Source organism: Paenibacillus sp. JZ16 (assembly GCF_015326965.1).
Classification (GTDB): Bacteria; Bacillota; Bacilli; order Paenibacillales; family Paenibacillaceae; genus Paenibacillus_AQ.
Genome location: NZ_CP017659.1, coordinates 5,888,914 through 5,906,442 on the forward strand (window position 1 = coordinate 5,888,914; position 17,529 = coordinate 5,906,442).

Annotated in this window: 14 protein-coding genes; 8 read left to right on the plus strand and 6 right to left on the minus strand. The window is 53.3% G+C overall.

The window, feature by feature from the left end:
• Positions 1-116 precede the first annotated feature (116 nt).
• From BJP58_RS26340 to htpG, 6 genes are all read left to right on the plus strand, one after another.
• Positions 117-1,394, plus strand: coding sequence for an ABC transporter substrate-binding protein (locus tag BJP58_RS26340; RefSeq protein WP_194541242.1), 1,278 nt, complete (start codon positions 117-119; stop codon positions 1,392-1,394).
• A 23-nt stretch (positions 1,395-1,417) separates the two neighbouring features.
• The gene (locus BJP58_RS26345) at positions 1,418-2,425 is read left to right on the plus strand and encodes a carbohydrate ABC transporter permease (protein ID WP_194541243.1); all 1,008 of its coding nucleotides are present in this window, start codon (positions 1,418-1,420) and stop codon (positions 2,423-2,425) included.
• Positions 2,422-3,234: a carbohydrate ABC transporter permease gene (locus BJP58_RS26350; protein ID WP_194541244.1), complete on the plus strand. Its 813-nt coding sequence runs from the start codon at positions 2,422-2,424 to the stop codon at positions 3,232-3,234. Before BJP58_RS26345 ends, BJP58_RS26350 begins: the two co-directional genes overlap by 4 nt.
• A 149-nt stretch (positions 3,235-3,383) precedes the next feature.
• Positions 3,384-6,482 carry a glycoside hydrolase family 2 TIM barrel-domain containing protein gene (locus BJP58_RS26355; RefSeq protein ID WP_194545071.1) on the plus strand — a complete coding sequence of 1,033 codons (3,099 nt, stop codon included), beginning with the start codon at positions 3,384-3,386 and terminating at the stop codon, positions 6,480-6,482.
• 53 nt (positions 6,483-6,535) lie between these two features.
• Positions 6,536-7,777, plus strand: a complete 1,242-nt coding sequence (locus BJP58_RS26360) for an MFS transporter (protein ID WP_194541245.1) — start codon at positions 6,536-6,538, stop codon at positions 7,775-7,777.
• 249 nt (positions 7,778-8,026) lie between these two features.
• The gene (gene htpG, locus BJP58_RS26365) at positions 8,027-9,904 is read left to right on the plus strand and encodes a molecular chaperone HtpG (RefSeq protein WP_194541246.1); all 1,878 of its coding nucleotides are present in this window, start codon (positions 8,027-8,029) and stop codon (positions 9,902-9,904) included.
• Between the two features lie 109 nt (positions 9,905-10,013).
• Here the strand turns inward: htpG and BJP58_RS26370 are convergent, their stop codons facing one another.
• The 4 genes from BJP58_RS26370 to BJP58_RS26385 all read right to left on the minus strand — a co-directional run bounded on the left by BJP58_RS26370 (position 10,014) and on the right by BJP58_RS26385 (position 12,970).
• Positions 10,014-10,640, minus strand: a complete 627-nt coding sequence (locus BJP58_RS26370) for a DUF3298 and DUF4163 domain-containing protein (protein WP_194541247.1) — start codon at positions 10,638-10,640, stop codon at positions 10,014-10,016.
• 253 nt (positions 10,641-10,893) lie between these two features.
• Complete coding sequence (locus tag BJP58_RS26375; protein ID WP_194541248.1) at positions 10,894-12,045, minus strand: MFS transporter; 1,152 nt, start codon at positions 12,043-12,045, stop codon at positions 10,894-10,896.
• A gap of 132 nt (positions 12,046-12,177) precedes the next feature.
• Positions 12,178-12,342, minus strand: a complete 165-nt coding sequence (locus BJP58_RS33770; RefSeq protein WP_233354774.1) for a hypothetical protein — start codon at positions 12,340-12,342, stop codon at positions 12,178-12,180.
• Positions 12,343-12,583: 241 nt separating this feature from the next.
• A complete protein-coding gene (locus BJP58_RS26385; RefSeq protein ID WP_194541249.1) occupies positions 12,584-12,970 on the minus strand; it encodes a winged helix-turn-helix transcriptional regulator in 387 nt (128 codons plus the stop codon).
• A gap of 248 nt (positions 12,971-13,218) precedes the next feature.
• Here BJP58_RS26385 and BJP58_RS26390 point away from each other — a divergent pair, with 248 nt between their 5' ends.
• Both BJP58_RS26390 and BJP58_RS26395 read left to right on the plus strand, forming a co-directional pair.
• Positions 13,219-13,764, plus strand: coding sequence for an NAD(P)H-dependent oxidoreductase (locus tag BJP58_RS26390; RefSeq protein WP_194541250.1), 546 nt, complete (start codon positions 13,219-13,221; stop codon positions 13,762-13,764).
• 190 nt (positions 13,765-13,954) lie between these two features.
• The gene (locus BJP58_RS26395) at positions 13,955-14,485 is read left to right on the plus strand and encodes a GrpB family protein (protein ID WP_194541251.1); all 531 of its coding nucleotides are present in this window, start codon (positions 13,955-13,957) and stop codon (positions 14,483-14,485) included.
• Between the two features lie 12 nt (positions 14,486-14,497).
• Here BJP58_RS26395 and BJP58_RS26400 read toward each other — a convergent pair whose 3' ends face one another.
• Together BJP58_RS26400 and BJP58_RS26405 are read right to left on the minus strand one after the other, a co-directional pair.
• Positions 14,498-15,559, minus strand: coding sequence for a response regulator transcription factor (locus BJP58_RS26400; protein WP_194541252.1), 1,062 nt, complete (start codon positions 15,557-15,559; stop codon positions 14,498-14,500).
• Entirely contained in the window at positions 15,534-17,405 is a 1,872-nt protein-coding gene (locus BJP58_RS26405) for a sensor histidine kinase (RefSeq protein ID WP_194541253.1), read from the minus strand. The genes BJP58_RS26400 and BJP58_RS26405 overlap by 26 nt, the downstream gene beginning before the upstream one ends.
• Between the last annotated feature and the right edge of the window lie 124 nt (positions 17,406-17,529).

Here is a 17,529-nt window from a genome sequence, read left to right on the forward strand (position 1 = left end):
TTCGAACAAAAATACGATCATCTGCGAATCAGCGCACGTTTTGAACCGCTTTCATCCGAGTTATGATGAAAGCGGTTCAATTCATATCAACTCAATACTTTAGGGGAGCTGACAATATGAAAAAGAAAATGTCATGGATCGCGTTGGTTTCGGTGATGACGTTAATGGCATCCTTGCTGGCCGCATGCGGCGGCAGCGGCGGGACTGGAGCATCGAAGCAGCCGGACGGCGATTCATCGGGCGCGGCAACGACGCTTCGCTTCGCGACCTGGGATACGGGAGATGCGCTGAAGATTGAACAAGAGATCGCCAAGAAGTTCGAGGAGTCGCATCCCGGAACCAAGGTACAGGTGGAGGCCTACGCCGACGGATTCGATCAGAAGCTGGCCGCCGGATTTGGCGCAGCCAATCCGCCGGATGTGATGTACATGTGGGATTTTCCGACGTATCACCAGTCCCTGGAGCCGTTGGATTCCTACGCGTCCAAGGATGAGGACTTGAATATCGATGATTTTTACCAAGGATTGTTTAACTACGGCAAGATTGATAATCAGCTGTATGGAATCCCGGCGGGCTTTACGACCCGGGTGGTGTACTACAACAAGAAGATGTTTGACGATGCGGGCATTCCCTACCCGAGCGATGGATGGACATGGACGGAATTCCAGGAACTCGCTCAGAAGCTGACGGATAAATCCAAGAAGCAGTACGGCTTCGGCGTTCGGGCCGAGAATGATACGTATGACCTTCAAGGGTTCGTATGGAGCAACGGCGGTTCCTTTATTTCGGAGGACGGGACAACGATTGAAGGGTACATGAACAGCAAGGAAACGGCGGAAGCCATTCAGATGCTGGGCGATATGCTGAAGAACGGCTCAGCCGTCCTGACCGGAGGCAAAGGGCAGCAGAGCGGTGAGGATATTTTCAAGGCCGGCAAAATTGCCATGTGGGAGAGCGGTATCTGGCCGCTGGAATCCTTCAGGGAAGCCGGAATCGATGTGGGTACGGTGGAGATGCCGGCCTTCGAGGGCAAACCTGTGAAGGGCGTGTTGGCCGAATCCGCGCTATCCATAGCGAAGGATTCCAAGAACAAGGATCTGGCGTGGGAGTTCATTAAGTTCTACGTATCGGATGAAGCGATCAAAATGCGCGTGGCCGATCTGCCGGTCCGGGTCAGCGTGGTCAACGAACTGAAGAAGGACCAGGATCCGCTCTACAAGCCGTATTACACGATGCTGGAGCGTTCGGACAATACGCCGGCCTTCCTGCTGAATCCGAAATGGAACGAAGTCAACCGCCAGCTGTCGGCAGCCGTGGAATCCGTCATGTTCGGCAGCGATGCCCAGGAGGTTCTGAACCAGGCGGTGAAGGATAGCGAACGCTATTTGAAATAAACGAAGAAAGAAGGTTCGCGAAAATGGCCCACACTCATGCGCCTTACTCACAACAGCAGACAGCGGCCCCGAAGCGACTTGGACCAAAACGATGGGGTGGGGCCGTGCCCTACCTCTTCATTTTTCCATGGATATTCGGATTCCTGGTTTTTACGCTTGGTCCGCTGCTGTTTTCCCTCGTCATTTCGTTTTTTGATTGGCCGATCGTTGGCCAGGTGACCTTTGTCGGCATCGACAACTATGTGGAGATGTTCTCGAACGATCCGCTGTTCTGGAAATCGCTGCTGGTTACGTTAAAATTCGCGGCTTTGTTCGTGCCGCTGAACATCATCGTGGCTCTGGGACTCGCCATGCTGCTCAATCAGAAGGTAAAAGGGAGCGCGTTCTTCCGCACCGCCTTCTACCTGCCGTCGGTCATTTCCGGCGTAGCCCTCGCCATGATCTGGTCCTGGGTATACAGCGGAGATTACGGGATCCTGAACTATTTCTTATCGCTGGTCGGCATCGAAGGGCCGGATTGGCTGAACGATACGAAGTGGTCCCTGGTCGCCATGGTCATTGCAAGCCTGTGGGGTCAGGGCTCGATGATGCTTATTTTTCTGGCGGGTCTCAAGGGAATTCCGAAGGACCTGTATGAGTCGGCCTCGATGGATGGGGCGGGCAAGATCAGGCAGTTCTTCAATGTGACCATCCCGATGATCACGCCGACCCTGTTGTTCAACCTGATTACGTCCATCATTGCGGCCTTCCAGCAGCTGACGCTGGCGCTTCTGCTTACGGGCGGGGGCCCGCTGAAGTCGACGTTTTTCTATGCGATGTACATGTACGAGAATGCGTTCAAGTACTTTAAGATGGGTTATTCCGCAGCCAACGCCTGGTTCATGTTCCTGATCGTGCTAACGCTGACGTTCCTTGTGTTTAAGTCCTCGGAGGCCTGGGTGTTCTATGAGGGCGAGATGAAGAAGGAGAAGGCGAAGCCGAAGCATGCCAAAGCAGGCGTGCCTGCCGGCAGAGAGGGGCGTTCCGCATGAAAAAAGTAATTACTTACACGCTGCTCATCTTGTGCTCGCTGTTGTTCATTGCTCCGCTCTTCTGGGCTATCACAACAGCGCTGAAGTCGCAGCAGGAGCTGTATCTGTTTCCTCAAAAATGGTTTCCTTCCGTGTGGAGATTCAGCAATTTTGCGGAAGCCTGGAGCATTCAGCCGTTTAACCTGTTTTTGAAAAATACGCTGATCGTGACACTGCTGTCGACGCTCGGGCAGCTCATATCGTGCACGCTGGTGGCGTACGGGTTCGCCCGGTTTCAGTTCAAGGGGCGGGATGCGCTGTTTCTGATCGTGCTTGCCACCATGATGATTCCGTGGGAAGTGACCATGATTCCGCAGTATATGGAATTCAACTACCTGGGCTGGATCAATACGCTCAAACCGCTGATTGTTCCGTCCTGGTTCGGTTCCGCCTACTTTATTTTTCTGCTGCGCCAGTTCATCATGACCTTGCCGAAGGAGCTGGATGAAGCGGCAACGATTGACGGGGCGGGCAAAATGACCGTTCTGCTGCGGATCATCGTGCCGCTAATGGGACCCTCACTCATTCTGGTGGCCGTGTTCCATATGATGAGCTGCTGGAACGATTATCTGGGTCCGCTCATCTTCCTGAATGATCAGACAAAATATACGCTGACGCTGGGGTTATCCCAATTCAAGGGCATGCACGGCGTCGACATGCAATCCATCATGGCAATCACCTGCCTGATCTCGATTCCGCCGCTGGCCGTCTTTTTCTTCGCGCAGCGTTATATCGTTGGCGGCATTGCCACGACGGGGATCAAGGGATAAACGGTGCCGGTTGATAATAGGCATCCACGATCGATGCAGCATGATGCAATATCCGAACATAGTTGTGCGTGTTCAAAAAGCCATGGACAGATGATTTTTTGAACGACAACTAGAAGCTTAGACCGCTTGGGAAAGGATGGAGAGACATGATGAAAGACCGTCATATCGGCCGCGATTGGGATGACCTGAGCGTGCTGGAACGGAACCGGGCGAAGAGCCGGGCCTATTTCATTCCGTTTGCGGATGAGGACGGAGCGCTCAGTTATGACAGAGGCAGCTCGGCCTGGTACCAATCGCTGAACGGGGTGTGGAAATTCCACTATGCCGAGGAGCCGGAAAGCGCTCCTGAAGCATTTTATCAAGAGGATTACGATGTATCGGCCTGGGATGACCTTCCGGTTCCGGGACACTGGCAGCTGCAGGGCTACGGGCATCCGCATTACACGGACCTGTACTATCCGTTCCCTGTGGATCCGCCGCATGTGCCAAATGCGAATCCGACCGGAAGTTACGTACGCGAGTTCGAGCTTCCGGAACATTGGGACGGCAGAAAGATTTGCGTCAAATTCGACGGGGTGGACAGCGCGTTTCATGTGTGGCTGAACGGGTCGTTTATCGGTTACAGCCAAGGCAGTCGGCTGACCTCGGAATTCGATCTGACGCCTTATTTAAAGCCTGGGGTAAACAGGATGTCCGTCCGGGTATACCAGTGGTCCGATGGAAGCTATCTGGAAGACCAGGACATGTGGTGGATGAGCGGCATTTTCCGGGATGTGTATCTGGTTGCCGAGCCGTCGGGACTTCGCATCAACGACTTCCGCGTAACGACCGAGCTGGATGAGGAGTATCTGAACGCCAAGCTGAACGTGCGTTTGGAACTGGGAGGAAGAGAGCACGGCTCCGCCCAGTTGCGGCTGTTGAATGGAGACGGAGCGGAAGTGGGATCAATCGGGAAAGACGTCGGGCACTCCGCCGTGGAGGACTTTGCCATAGAGGTAGCCGGTCCGGATTTATGGAGTGCCGAGTCACCGGCACTGTACCATCTGGTGATCACCCTGCGGGATGCTCAGGGGGAGACGCTGGAGACGTTGGCGCAGCGCGTGGGCTTCCGCACCATCGAAGTAAAGGACGGACAGCTCCTCGTTAACGGCAGGGCGATCCTGCTGAAAGGGGTCAACCGTCATGACCATCATCCGGATACGGGCCGAACCGTCACCTTGTCCACGATGCTGGAGGACATCCGCTTGATGAAGCAGCACAACATCAATGCCGTACGGACGGCGCATTATCCGAATGATCCGCGGTTCTACGAGCTGTGCGACGTGTATGGGCTGTACGTGGTGGAAGAGACGGATCTGGAGACCCACGGCTTCGAGCCGCTCGGCAACATTTCCCGCCTGAGCGACGATCCCGAGTGGAAGGAAGCGTACGTGGACCGCGTCCGCCGGATGGTGGAGCGGGACAAAAACCATCCGTCCGTGCTGTTCTGGTCCCTCGGCAACGAATCCGGCTTCGGCTGCAATTTCCGCGCAATGGCGGACTGGTGCCGGGAGAATGATCCCACGAGGCTGATCCATTACGAGGAGGACCGTGAAGCCGAGGTGTGCGACGTGGTGAGCACGATGTATTCCTCCGTCGAGAAGATGGAAGGCTTCGGCAAAATGACCGATCATCCCAAGCCGCATATTCTGTGCGAATTCGCGCATGCGATGGGCAACGGGCCCGGCGGACTGCGCCCCTACTTCGATACCTTTGAAGCGCATCCCCGCCTGGCGGGCGGTTTCGTATGGGAATGGATCGATCACGGGCTGAGCAGAAGGACTCCGGACGGCCGGAAGGATTATGCATACGGCGGCGATTACGGCGATGTGCCGAACAACAGCAATTTTGTCATTGACGGTTTGGTTCGTCCGGACCGGACGCCTTCACCCGGACTTCTGGAATACAAAAAGGTCATTGAACCGGTCCGTATGACGATGGGAAGATACGGTGTGCTTCATATCATGAACCGTTATGATTTCATTTCGCTGGATCATTTGCAGGCCCATTACCGGGTACTGTCCGACGGGCAGCTTGCCCACAGCGGAGTGCTGGAGCTTCCCCGCATCGAAGCAGGCACAAGTGCAGAGCTTAGCCTCTCGAAGGTTTTGGAGCAGGCGACAATAGGCGTGAGTCCTTATGCCGAGCTGTGGCTTGAGGTATCCCTCTCGCTGGCTGAGGACTGCCGCTGGGCGGAACGGGGACATGAGGTGGCGTGGTCCCAGCTTCTGCTGCGGGAATCGTCCAAGCCAGAATTCGAGTCAACGGCTGCCCTGCGGCGGGGCCCCTTGCAGATTAGCGAGGAGAAGCATAGCCTACAAGTGGGGAATGGAAGCTTTCAGTTGTCACTCAGCGCTCTCCGTTCAGGCTTCCAAGGCTTATCCCTGCATGGCAAAAGAATCATGCTTGGCGGTCCCGCGCTGAACTTCTGGCGTCCGCCGATCGATAACGATATGTACGTGCTCCCGGATTGGCGCAAGGCCCATCTGGACCGGCTCTCTGAACGGATCGATCATTTCGAATGGAAACGATTAGACCGGGAATGCGTTGTGGTACGGCGGGTTTCCCGCATTGCTCCGCCGGTATATGATTGGGGCTTCCGCTGCGAAACGACCTATACGGTCACCTCCAGCGGTCTGATAATCATGGACGTGAAGGGTGAGCCAATCGGCACGCCGCCTGCCATGCTGCCGAAAATCGGATTGCAAATGCAAGTCGCGGGCGACATGGAACATGTCCGGTGGTACGGCAGGGGACCTGGGGAAAGCTACCCGGACAGCCTGGAAGCGGGACGGTTCGGGGAATACCGCAGCACCGTGGACGGCTTGTTCACGCCTTATATTTATCCGCAGGAGAACGGGAACCGATCGGATGTCCGCTGGATCTCGCTCGCGGATGGCGCGGGAATGGGGCTTCTCGCCGTTGGCGAGCCCGCCTTGAACTTCAGTGCGAGCCGGTACACCGATCAGGATGTCGAGGCCGCGGCGCATGCCAGCGATCTTGTTCCGCGCAGTTTCATTACGCTGAACCTGGATTACCGGCAGAACGGGCTTGGCAGCAACAGCTGCGGTCCGGCACAGGCTCCCGAGCACTCAATCGAGCCGGAGCCGTTCTCGTTCCGCATGCTGCTGAAGGCTCACGCTGCCGAGGATACCGACCCGGTACGGCTGAGCCGGCGGATGCGCTCGGAAGCGGAATTATACAAGTAACCGACTGATTTCATTTCAGATCGTTTTCGGATTTTCTGGAGAAGGGGAATAACATGTCCTTTTACATCAAAGACCTGCTGCAGCTGTCTACGGGGGTGCGCCGCTTCCTGATAAGCGAGGCCTTCTACGGCATCGGAATCGGTCTCTATACACTCGTCCTGAATCTGCATCTGCTCTTCCGGGGGCTAAGGGAGGACGAGATCGGCGCGTTGGTATCGATGGGCATACTGATCATGGGCGTTCTCGCCATTCCGGTATCCCTGCTCGCTAACCGGACCGGAAGAAAGAAACTGCTGGTTGCCGGCGTATTCTTTATTGCCGCGGGCAATGTGCTGTTTGCCGTCAGCGATGAATTGCTGTGGTTCTATGCCGCTCAAATACTGGTGTCTGCCGGCTTGACGCTGGTGGAGACGACGGAGATCCAGCTTCTCTTCCATTATTGCCGTTCCCGTAAGGAGGAAGCCCGTGCATTTTCCTTGATGTTTGCCGTCTTTACGGCTTTCACGGGTCTCGGAACGCTGGCGGCAGGATATATCTCGAAGGGGTTCGAAGGAAGCAGAGGTTATGAAGTGTCGCTTCTGCTGACCGGGCTGGTGCTTGTGCTTCACGGCGTCATCCGGGCGTTCTGGCTGCCTGCCGAGAACAAGGCTTCGGAGGCGGCAGCGGCGGCAGCTTCACCTTCGAGAGGCATCTCCAGGCTAATGGGACCTCTATCCTCCGGGACCTTGTGGCTGTTCGCCGTGTTTACGGCGCTGCTCGGCGGCTGTATCGCCATGACCGGCTCCTTCCTGAACGTCATCGTGAAGTTCCGCCTGGATTGGATGGACGACCAGGTATCCCTGATTCTGGCCATCGGCGCGATCCTTCTGTTTATATGCTCGTTGATGACGCCGTACGTCATGGAGCGGTTCGGTTATAACACGGCCATTATCTCGGTATTTATCGTTAATATTGTGCTGTTTGCCGCTCTATACATGATTCTCCCCGTATGGCTGTTTGTCGGGCTGTTTCTACTGCGGGGCGGCGGCGTGACCATGCTGTCCAATCTGCTGGACAGTCTGCTGATGTCGGCCTTTAATGAAAAGGAACGGAATCTGTACGCCGGCATGAGGTCGGTATTCCGGAGTTTAGGCTCGTCCGGGGCAACCTTTGTGGCCGGACTGATCCTGGCCCGGCAGGATTATCGGCTTCCCTTTCTGGCCACGGCCGGCGTGCTGCTCCTATGCGGCCTGTATTACGTATGGTGGATTCGCCCTGTCTTATCCAAGAGAATAAACAGCGGTATCGAGCCATGAATGTGAAAGGCCGTCTAAGAGGGGAATCCCCTTTTAGGCGGCCTTTTTGCCGATTGCAGCAGTCTCTTTCAAATTCATCTTACGCTGTCTGCTTCACCACTGCAGGCTGAATCCGTATTTGTTCCAGGGAAAGTCTTTAAACATATTGACATCAAAAATTGGTACATGTTTAAATAGAAGAAGTGTTAGCACTCTGCTGTAAAGAGTGCTAAAAAGAAACCTCGTTCAGATTGGAAGGGAGATTTTTTCATGGCGAAAAAACAGTTTAAAGCTGAGTCCAAACGGCTGCTCGAGATGATGATTAACTCCATCTATACGCAGCGCGAAATTTTTCTGCGTGAGCTGATTTCAAATGCCAGCGACGCGATCGACAAGATTTACTATAAAGCGCTGACCGACGACAACTTGACCTTTAATAAAGAAGACTATTACGTTAAGATTACCGCAGATAAAGCAAACCGTACGCTGACCATTACCGATACGGGGATCGGAATGACAAAGGAAGACCTCGAGAACAACCTCGGCGTCATCGCCAAGAGCGGTTCCCTTGCATTCAAGAGTGAGAACGAAGCGAAGGACGGCCACAATATCATCGGTCAATTCGGCGTAGGTTTCTATTCCGCCTTCATGGTTGCCGATGTCGTTACCGTGACGAGCCGTGCCCTCGGCAGCGACGAAGCGTTCAAGTGGGAATCTGAAGGCACGGATGGATATACCATTACGCCGGCCGACAAGGATTCCATCGGAACCGAGATCGTTCTGAAGATCAAAGAGAACACGGAAGATGATCAGTATGACGAGTATTTGGAAGAATACCGCTTAAGAGCGATCATCAAGAAGTACTCGGACTTCATCCGTTATCCGATCAAGATGGACGTGAAAACGCAGCGTCCGAAGGCTGATGCCGAGAATGAGTTCGAGGAAGTCCAGGAAGAGCAGACCATCAACAGCATGGTGCCGATCTGGCGCAAGAACAAAGGCGAGCTGACGGACGAAGATTACGTGAATTTCTACAACGAGAAACGGTACGGTTTCGATAAACCGCTCAAACACATTCATGTAAAAGCGGACGGTGCCGTTGTATATAACGCGATTCTGTTCATTCCCGAGAATACGCCTTTCGATTATTACACCAAGGAATACGAGAAAGGGCTTGAGCTCTATTCCAACGGCGTCCTGATCATGGACAAATGCGGCGATCTGCTGCCGGACTATTTCAGCTTCGTGAAAGGGATGGTCGATTCCGAGGATCTGTCGCTGAACATCTCACGCGAGATGCTCCAGCATGACCGTCAGCTGACGCTGATTGCCAAGAACATCAAGAGCAAAGTGAAAAGCGCGCTTCAAGGCATGATGAAGGACGAGCGGGAGAATTACGAGAAGTTCTTCGCATCCTTCGGCAGAGGACTGAAATTCGGCGTCTACAACGATTACGGCATGAACAAGGAAGATCTTCAAGATCTGCTGCTGTTCACTTCCTCCAAGGAGAAGAAGCTGGTCTCCCTGGACGAGTACGTATCGAGGATGCCGGAGGATCAGAAGTATATCTATTATGCTTCCGGTGATTCCATCGACCGGATCGAGAAGCTTCCGCAGACGGAAATGGTGCTCGACAAAGGTTATGAAATTCTGTACTTCACCGACGATGTCGATGAGTTTGCGATCAAGATGCTCATGAAATACAAGGAGAAGGAATTCAAGTCGGTATCCAGCGGCGATCTTGGCCTCGATTCCGAGACGGACAAACAGGAGAATGAAGCTGAAGAGAACGACAATAAGGAGCTCTTTGAAGCTATGGGCAGCCTCTTGGCCGGCAAGGTGAAATCCGTTAAAGCCTCCAAACGACTGAAATCCCATCCGGTATGCCTGTCCACGGAGGGCGATGTCTCGATTGAGATGGAGAAGATCTTGAAGGCGATGCCGAACGGACAGGATATCCAAGCCGACAAGGTGCTGGAGATTAACACGAACCATGAGGTGTTCAAATCCCTGAAGGCACAGCAAGCGGATCAAGATAAGCTGAAGCTCTACACGAATCTCCTGTACAATCAGGCGCTGCTGATCGAAGGCTTGCCGATTGCCGATCCGGTGGAATTCACGAACGATATTTGCAAAATCATGGTGTAACCGTCGTAGCTGGCTCATGCGATGATAATAAACAAACCCGAAACGCTGGTATGGCACCAGGGAATCGGGTTTGTTTTTTATGCTTATCACCTGAACACGATGCAGCTCCCTACGCCACGTCTCCGGCAAGATCCGATAACAATCCGGTCTCGGGCGCCATGCCCAAGAGGTCATATACCGATATCGGGAACATCGGAAAGCCGACATAGTACGGCGTGATGGCATATAGCGGATAGAAGATGACCAGTGACTTATCTGCCAAATAGAAATCCTGATTCGGCGAAACGGTGACCGGACTGCTCTCCAGCACGGGAATGCCGCGTTCCTTGATCTGACGATTCACTTCGGCGGCCAAAACGGCTTGATAACTGGAGCCCGGACGGAACAGGTCGGATAAGGCGTAGGATTTACCGGTGGCCGTGGAAAAGGTCAGGCCTTTCGTTACCGTATGTCCATGTGCCATAGGTTCGGAGTAGGTGTAGTTGGTCAGCACGAGGCTAAGGATGCCTCGTTCATTCGTTTTGATCTCAAAAGTGCCCGTCGTTTGCGGGTTGGTGCCGGTCTGAATCTGTTGCTGTTCGCACTGCATATCCTGGATTTGATCAATAATCGCCCGGTTGATGGCTTCTTCTGCTCCTGGATTCATGAGGCCGTATACCTGCGGATAATGAATCACGAGACCGGGTGCCGTATGCGTGAGGGTATGAATGCTCACCGGCGGTACATATTGCGCCATGCGTACCATCGCTCCAATCTAACATCAGATACGTTAGCCTATTCGGAAGCGGGCGCGAAGGTTACGAAGTCTGGAGGCTCGGAAGTCCGGAACCACGAAAGTTTGGAACCTCGGAGGCTGGCGGGCTTGGAGGCTTGGAAACTCGGAAACTCGGAAACTCGGTCATCTCCGCGGAACGGCTTTCGAGCAGACAGAACGCTCTTATGCGGCGGTTCCGGTCCGTGGCGTGTGTTTGCCGGAAATCGGATAGCCTTCACTCTTTTTCCGCAACGCCAGACGTAAGCAGTCTTCTTACAAAGATCGTGAATATGACCAGGGATACGACAACCGATACTGCCGTAACCGTAAACAAGTATGCATAGCCGATACGCTCGGAAACCAGGCCCAGCAGGATCGCGCCAAGCCCGATGCCGAGATCGAATGCGGTCATGAAGGAGGCGTTGGCTGCGCCTCTCCGATCTTCGGGAGCAATGCGCAGGGTGGCTGCTTGAAGAGCGGGCTGGGCCGAGCCGAAGCCGATGCCGTACAGAATAGCGGCGATAATCAGTCCGGGCAATCCGCTCGACAGGCTTAAGACGATGAGAGCGCCAGTCGTTACGACAAGGGACGGAATGATGACAGCCGCTTCGCCGAAACGGTCCGACAGCTTTCCGGCAAAGGGCCGAATCAACGTAAGAGCGACGGCGTACACCAGGAAAAAGGTTCCCGGATTGACCCGAATGGACTCGGCAAACAGCGGGAGGAAGGTTGTAATTCCCCCATAAGCGACAGCCAGAAAAAAGATGGCGACCGTGACAGGGAGAACGGATTTCTCGACTAGCTGAATCCTGCCTGCCGAAGGTTTGGCTTGATAAGGTGCTCTGGTCATGTAGGCCAGTATGAAGGCAACCAGAGAGAGCCCGGTAGCGACAAGAAACAAGGTCTGAAAGGAATATCCACCGACAATATAGGTCCCCAGCATGGGGCCGATGGCCATCGCCACCGTCATCGCCATTCCATACCAGCCCATGCCTTCCCCGCGGCGGGAGGCCGGGATTAAATCCGTAATGACCGTACCGATAGAGGTTGTCGAAAAAGCCCAGCTCGCGCCGTGCAGGATCCGCAGTGCAAGCAGAAGCAGAATGCTGCTGACCCAATCGTAGAGATACATCGAAAGAACAAAGAAGATAAGACCCCAAATGTAAAAAGCTCTCCTGCCGTACCGATCCACCAATCCCCCAACCATTGGGCGAAACACAACCGCCGTCAGCGTGAACGCGCCGGCCGCCAAGCCCACTTGAGTCTCGGAACCGCCTAAATGCTTAATATACAGCGGAAGCGTGGGCAGTAGCAGATAGAAGCCCGTAAATAGAAACAGCATCCCGACCGTCATCTGAATAAACGGTTTCGTCCATAAACGTTCCATCTTCGTATCCCTCCTTATATCCAATGTGAAAAACGCTTGAACGCTAGTCTTCTTCGGACTTAACGGCCGTTATTTCTTTCTTGACCCACTCGATATTCGTCATTGCCATCTGCTTCCGATGATCCAGCACCCTCAGCATTGAAGCCGTTGTTTCTCGGGCTCGGGCTTGTAGAACGTGATCTTTGCTTCAAAATCCGTTACATGCTGCAGGTTTGTCTCAAGATAAATTAAATATTGCTCCAGGCAGTCGAGTCGAACCTTTTTCGGAACTGCATTTTTAAGGATCTCTTGGAGCATATAGCCGTGTTTATCCCCGGTCATCAATTCACCCAGAACAAAAATTTCATACATATGAGGTGCAACAATTGAAGCCGATCCCAGAAGGATCGGCTGGAAGAATGCGAAGGGGGAAAGAAGCCAACTCAAATTGAGAAATATAGCAGACTTGGATCCGGTTTGCACAGCAGGGAGTAGATGCCTGTGCTTGCACAGGCGAGCCGTGCCCGGCAAGAGCATTAAGGGTTTTGCTTCCTGCTGTTTACAGTCCGCCTGCGTTTTTTCCGTGACTCTCTTTAGGCTGGCCGTTGACCTTCTCGACATAATCCAAATGTTGAAATCCCCAGGTGCACATGTCGGTCAGAACGCTGTCCAAGCTTTTTCCATGCTGCGAGATGGAATACTCCACCTTGGGCGGAATCTCCTGATATACCTTGCGTACGACAAGTCCATCCTGTTCCAGTTCGCGCAGCTGATTCGTGAGCATGCCTTGGGTCACGCCCGGAAGCAGACGCCGGAGCTCCCCGAACCGTTTGGTTCCGTCCTGAAGCAGTATAAACAGAATCAGCGGTTTCCACTTACCGCCGATTAATTGCAGCGTTGTCAGGATGCCGTCGGTGTTAGGCCGTTCATGATCGGTTGTTCTCATGTTCTCATCTCCCATAGGAAGTGTGTTATCGGTCTTTGTTCATTTGATGTTAGTAATGTAGCACAGTATTCGATTTAAACCCAGTACTATTCTTCTTCGTACTTAGTACGTTTTGACGTACTATGCATGGGATGAATAGGTATGCTAAAACCGACTAAGTACATAAAAAGAGCGTACTTTTCAACCAAACGGATCCGAAACATAATGGGGGTGTCAAACAAACCAAATGGGACAGGAGAGACCTGAATATGAAAATCATGGTGATTGTGGTTCATCCGAATTTAGACAACTCGCGTGCGAATCGAGTGCTGATGCAGCACAGCAGGCTCTATGCGAATGGAAATGTAGATATCCGGGATCTTTACAAGGAGTATCCGAATTGGATTATCGATATTGAGCGCGAGCAGCAGCTTCTTCTTCAGTATGATCGAGTAGTGTTCCAGTTCCCGTTGTACTGGTACAGCTGCCCGCCCCTGTTGAAGAAATGGTTCGATGACGTTCTGACCTTCGGTTGGGCGTTCGGACCAGAAGGCAACAATCTGAAGGGCAAGGAATTTATGGTGGCCACGACGGCAGCAGGCTTAGAACAAGGATATCAGGCAGGCGGGGACAATTGGTATACTGTAAGTGAGCTGCTGCGCCCGATTCAAGCTACGTTGAACCGGTGCAAAGTTCGATATTTGCCGGCCTTTGCGACCTATAACGTAGAGAAGGTAAGCGATGAGGAGCTCCAGGCGGAGGCAGGCAGATATGCCGACCAGGTTCTAGCACCTGCAGCCGAAAGCCGATATTGAGGCATGCTTCTCGGCCTGAACCGATAGAAGATTGGCACTTGCCGGCCGGCGCCATAAAAGGCATGATGGAGTCATGTATGACATGACCTGAAGCAGTGCCTCGGGTTTTTGGGCCAGCCCATTTACGGGTTGGGTTGGCTCGAACCGGCTTCATCGCACATGCTTACAAAACTTGTGAGGAGGAGCCTTCATGACAATTGACGAAGCCATTCACTTGGAGTCCTACGACCAGCAGTGGGCCGATCGGTTTAGCGAAGAACTTCAGACGTTAACGAGGGAGATTGGTCCCTATACGGCTGCCATCGAACATTTTGGAAGCACATCCGTACCGGGGATGACAGCCAAACCCATCATCGATATTCTGGTGGGCGTGGAGAATGCGCTGCATTCGAGTGAAATCATCCCCAGACTGACCGCTATGGGTTATGAGGATCTCGGAGAAGCCGGAATTCCAGGCCGTTTATATCTCCGCAAAAGAGGCGGCTTTGCCTATAACGTTCATATTGTGTTATTTCGTGGCGACATCTGGAATCATAACATCATGATCAGGGATTACCTGCGGGCACATGCCGTCGAAGCCGAGCGTTACAGCGAGATCAAACGACGGATCATTTCACAAGGGACCCGGACCCTGCTCCGATACTCCGATGAGAAGAATGTGTTCGTTGAGCAGCTGCTTGCCAGGGCGAAAGCATGGAAGAACGGTGTGCAATCCGAATAAGCGCCTGCGAATTTATTCTCCATTCATGGCCTTGCACTGCTTTCGGTAAGCGGAAGGGGTGAGGCCATGAAATTTTTTGAACGTTTTGCTGAAATGGACATAGTCCGAGAAGCCGACGCGGTAGGCTGTTTCCTGAGCGGAAAGCTCAGACTCGGCCAGCAATTCCCTCGCTTTTTCCATGCGTACCTGCACCAGGTATTTTACGAAGTTCATATTTGTTTCGCTCTTGAAGGTACGGCTTAAATACGTGACCGACATCCCCACCGAATCAGCTACCTCCTGCAAGGACAAATCCTCCATCGCGTAATTCTCTTCAATGTAACGTTTGGCTTTCTGAATATTGTGGCGAGACCCTAAATTTCGGGAGCCCTTAATCAACGCCAGCATTTCCTTGATTTTCTCTTGTAATTGACGGCTGCAGGCAATGGGATCGTCCTGTGGCCAGTGATCCTCGCCAATCTCCATCGCAAGAAGCAAACCGCGTTCTTTCATCGCCGTCAGCAGATCCTGCATCAGCATATGGGCGTACCGTGACACGCTGACTTCTTCTGGCCCGCTCGTCTCGAAAAGAGCCATGATCTCGCGAAATTGTTCCAGCGCTCCCTGTTCATCGGCAGAATACAACAGGTCAGCCAGCCTGGCTTTATGGCGCTGCTGCGCAAGCGTCCATTCCGTTTGCCGGGAGAACCGCGCTTTCCGCTCATCCAGCTCCCTGCAGGCACGTTCCAGCGTCGTTTGGAACTGGGCAGGATCGATGGGCTTCAGCAGGAAGTCCGAAACGCCATAGCGCAGGGCCTGACGCGCGAATTCGAAGTTGTCATGGCCCGACAGGATAATGAAAAACATCTGGGGATGGGATTCCCGCACACGGCGGATAAATTCCAGTCCATCCATTTCAGGCATGCAAATATCGGTCACGATGATGTCGGGCCGGCTATCCTCCAGCAATTCCAAGGCCTCAACCCCGTCTTCGGCTTCGCCGGCAAACTCAATCCGAAGACCCGACCTCTCTACAAGCTTTCGCAAACTCAAATGAATGGCGTATTCGTCATCTAACAACATGATCCGGTACATGGCGTCCCTCCTCGCTAGTCTTGTACGGCAGTCTGATTTCAAATATCGTGCCTTCCAAGGGCACGGATTCCACAAGCTGCAGGCCATACTCGTCACCGAAGGTAAGCTGAAGTCTTTGATGTACGTTCAAGAGGCCGATGCCGCTGGTGGTTTCCTCTCCGTCGTTTGGCAGCATGCCTTCACCCGGCTTCTCGCGGGGTTGCAGGATTTGCCTGATTTGCCAAAGTGTTTCCGCCGTCATGCCAATCCCCTTGTCCCGGATGATGATGGCAAAATAGCCCGCCTCCGCACGGGAGCTGATCCCGAGGTAGCTTGGTTTCTTGCCCCGGTATCCGTGGATGAACACATTCTCTACGATCGGCTGCAGCGTCAGCCTGACGGCGTTTACGCGATCCAGGTCCCGTTCGTTCAGGTTCATATCGATCCGGAGCCTGCGGAAACGGGCGCTTTGAAGGTCGAGATAATACTGGACATGCGTTATCTCCTCCCGCAGCGGAACGACGGATCCGGCATGACCGATATTGTAACGAAACATATGGGCCAGCGCCCTCGTCATGCGGCTGATTTCCATATGATCGTCCGCAATGGCATATGAATTAATAATCTCCAATGAATTGTACAAAAAATGCGGGTTGATGTGGGACTGCATGGAGCGGAGCTCGGATTCCTTCTGCTTGATCATGAGCTCCCGTTCCTTCAGCTGGGAATCCTGGACCTCCCGGATCAGCCGCTTCAGCTCTCCCGTCATGCTGTAGAAGCTATGAAACACGGCGGTCATTTCATTGTTGCGGAACCGGTTCACGTTGGTAGGAAGCACAAAATCCCCCCGCTCAACGCGGGCCATCAGCTTCTGCAGCATGGAGAGCGGTCTTGTTAAAGACAAGGAGAAGCCGCCCACAAGCGCCAATGCAATGATCATGAGAACGGCTGCGGCCGCAAGCGAGTAATTGCGCTGGGTGATTAAACCGCCGATGAGATTGTTCAGCGGCAGGTCGGCAACAACCGTCCAGCCGGTGATCTGCGAGCGTTCATGCAGGACCATCTTTTCGGTGCCCGAAACGGTGTCTTGATGCTGGAAGAAGGAGGAGTCCCGGTTTTGAATACGTGTTAACAGCCCCGGTTCGACTGGGGTTCCGACCCGGCTCGGATCCGGGTGGTAGATCATCTGCCCATCCTTGCCCATGATCCAGACGTCAAAGCCCCCCAGCGAATCGTTAGAGCAGATGGCTCCGATTTGCTTCAGATTGAGGTCGACAATCAATAAGCCTTTATAGAGAAAGGACGAATTGTCATACAGCTTCCGGGCTACGGTAAGGGCTGGCGTGTTTCCTACCCGGCTGAGGCCGATGATTTGAAAATCGTTGAATTGATCCAGCTGCGCCTGATAGGATCGGTTGCGTTTGCGGATTTCACTCATGTCGAGCAGTCCCGGCGCGCTTTCGTAATCGGTAATTTGTCTTTTGTTCTCGGCGACGAGCGAGATTCCGATAATGTCGGATCTGCCGTAAATCATCTGGGCAAACAAGTCGTCCTCCACTTTTTTGGCAAGCTGAAAGTAGGCATAGGGAGTAAGCTGGGCAGCCGAGAGAAATTGCTGGATCTGAGGGTTGTGAATAAAGGGATAGGTGGAATTCTCCAGATTGGATATGTACGAATCCAGCGAGACGTTGGTTTGCTCGATAATACGCTTGTTAGCGCCTGCGGCAAACTGTTCAATCGCTTCAGTTGACGACTGGTACCAGAAGCTGCCGAGCAGAAAGAAGGGGAGGCCAATGAATAGGGTGATCAGCACGAACAAACGTTGGTTAATGGTCAGATTACCGGTGGAAACGCCTTGGATGTTCATCGCTCTTCCGCCTTCCTCGCATTGAAGTAGGGAATGTAAGGAACATTGTAGCAAAAAAACACAAGTTGTAAATAAAAAACCATGATGCCGCAGCAAGAAATCACAAGTGGGCTAAGAAAGCACA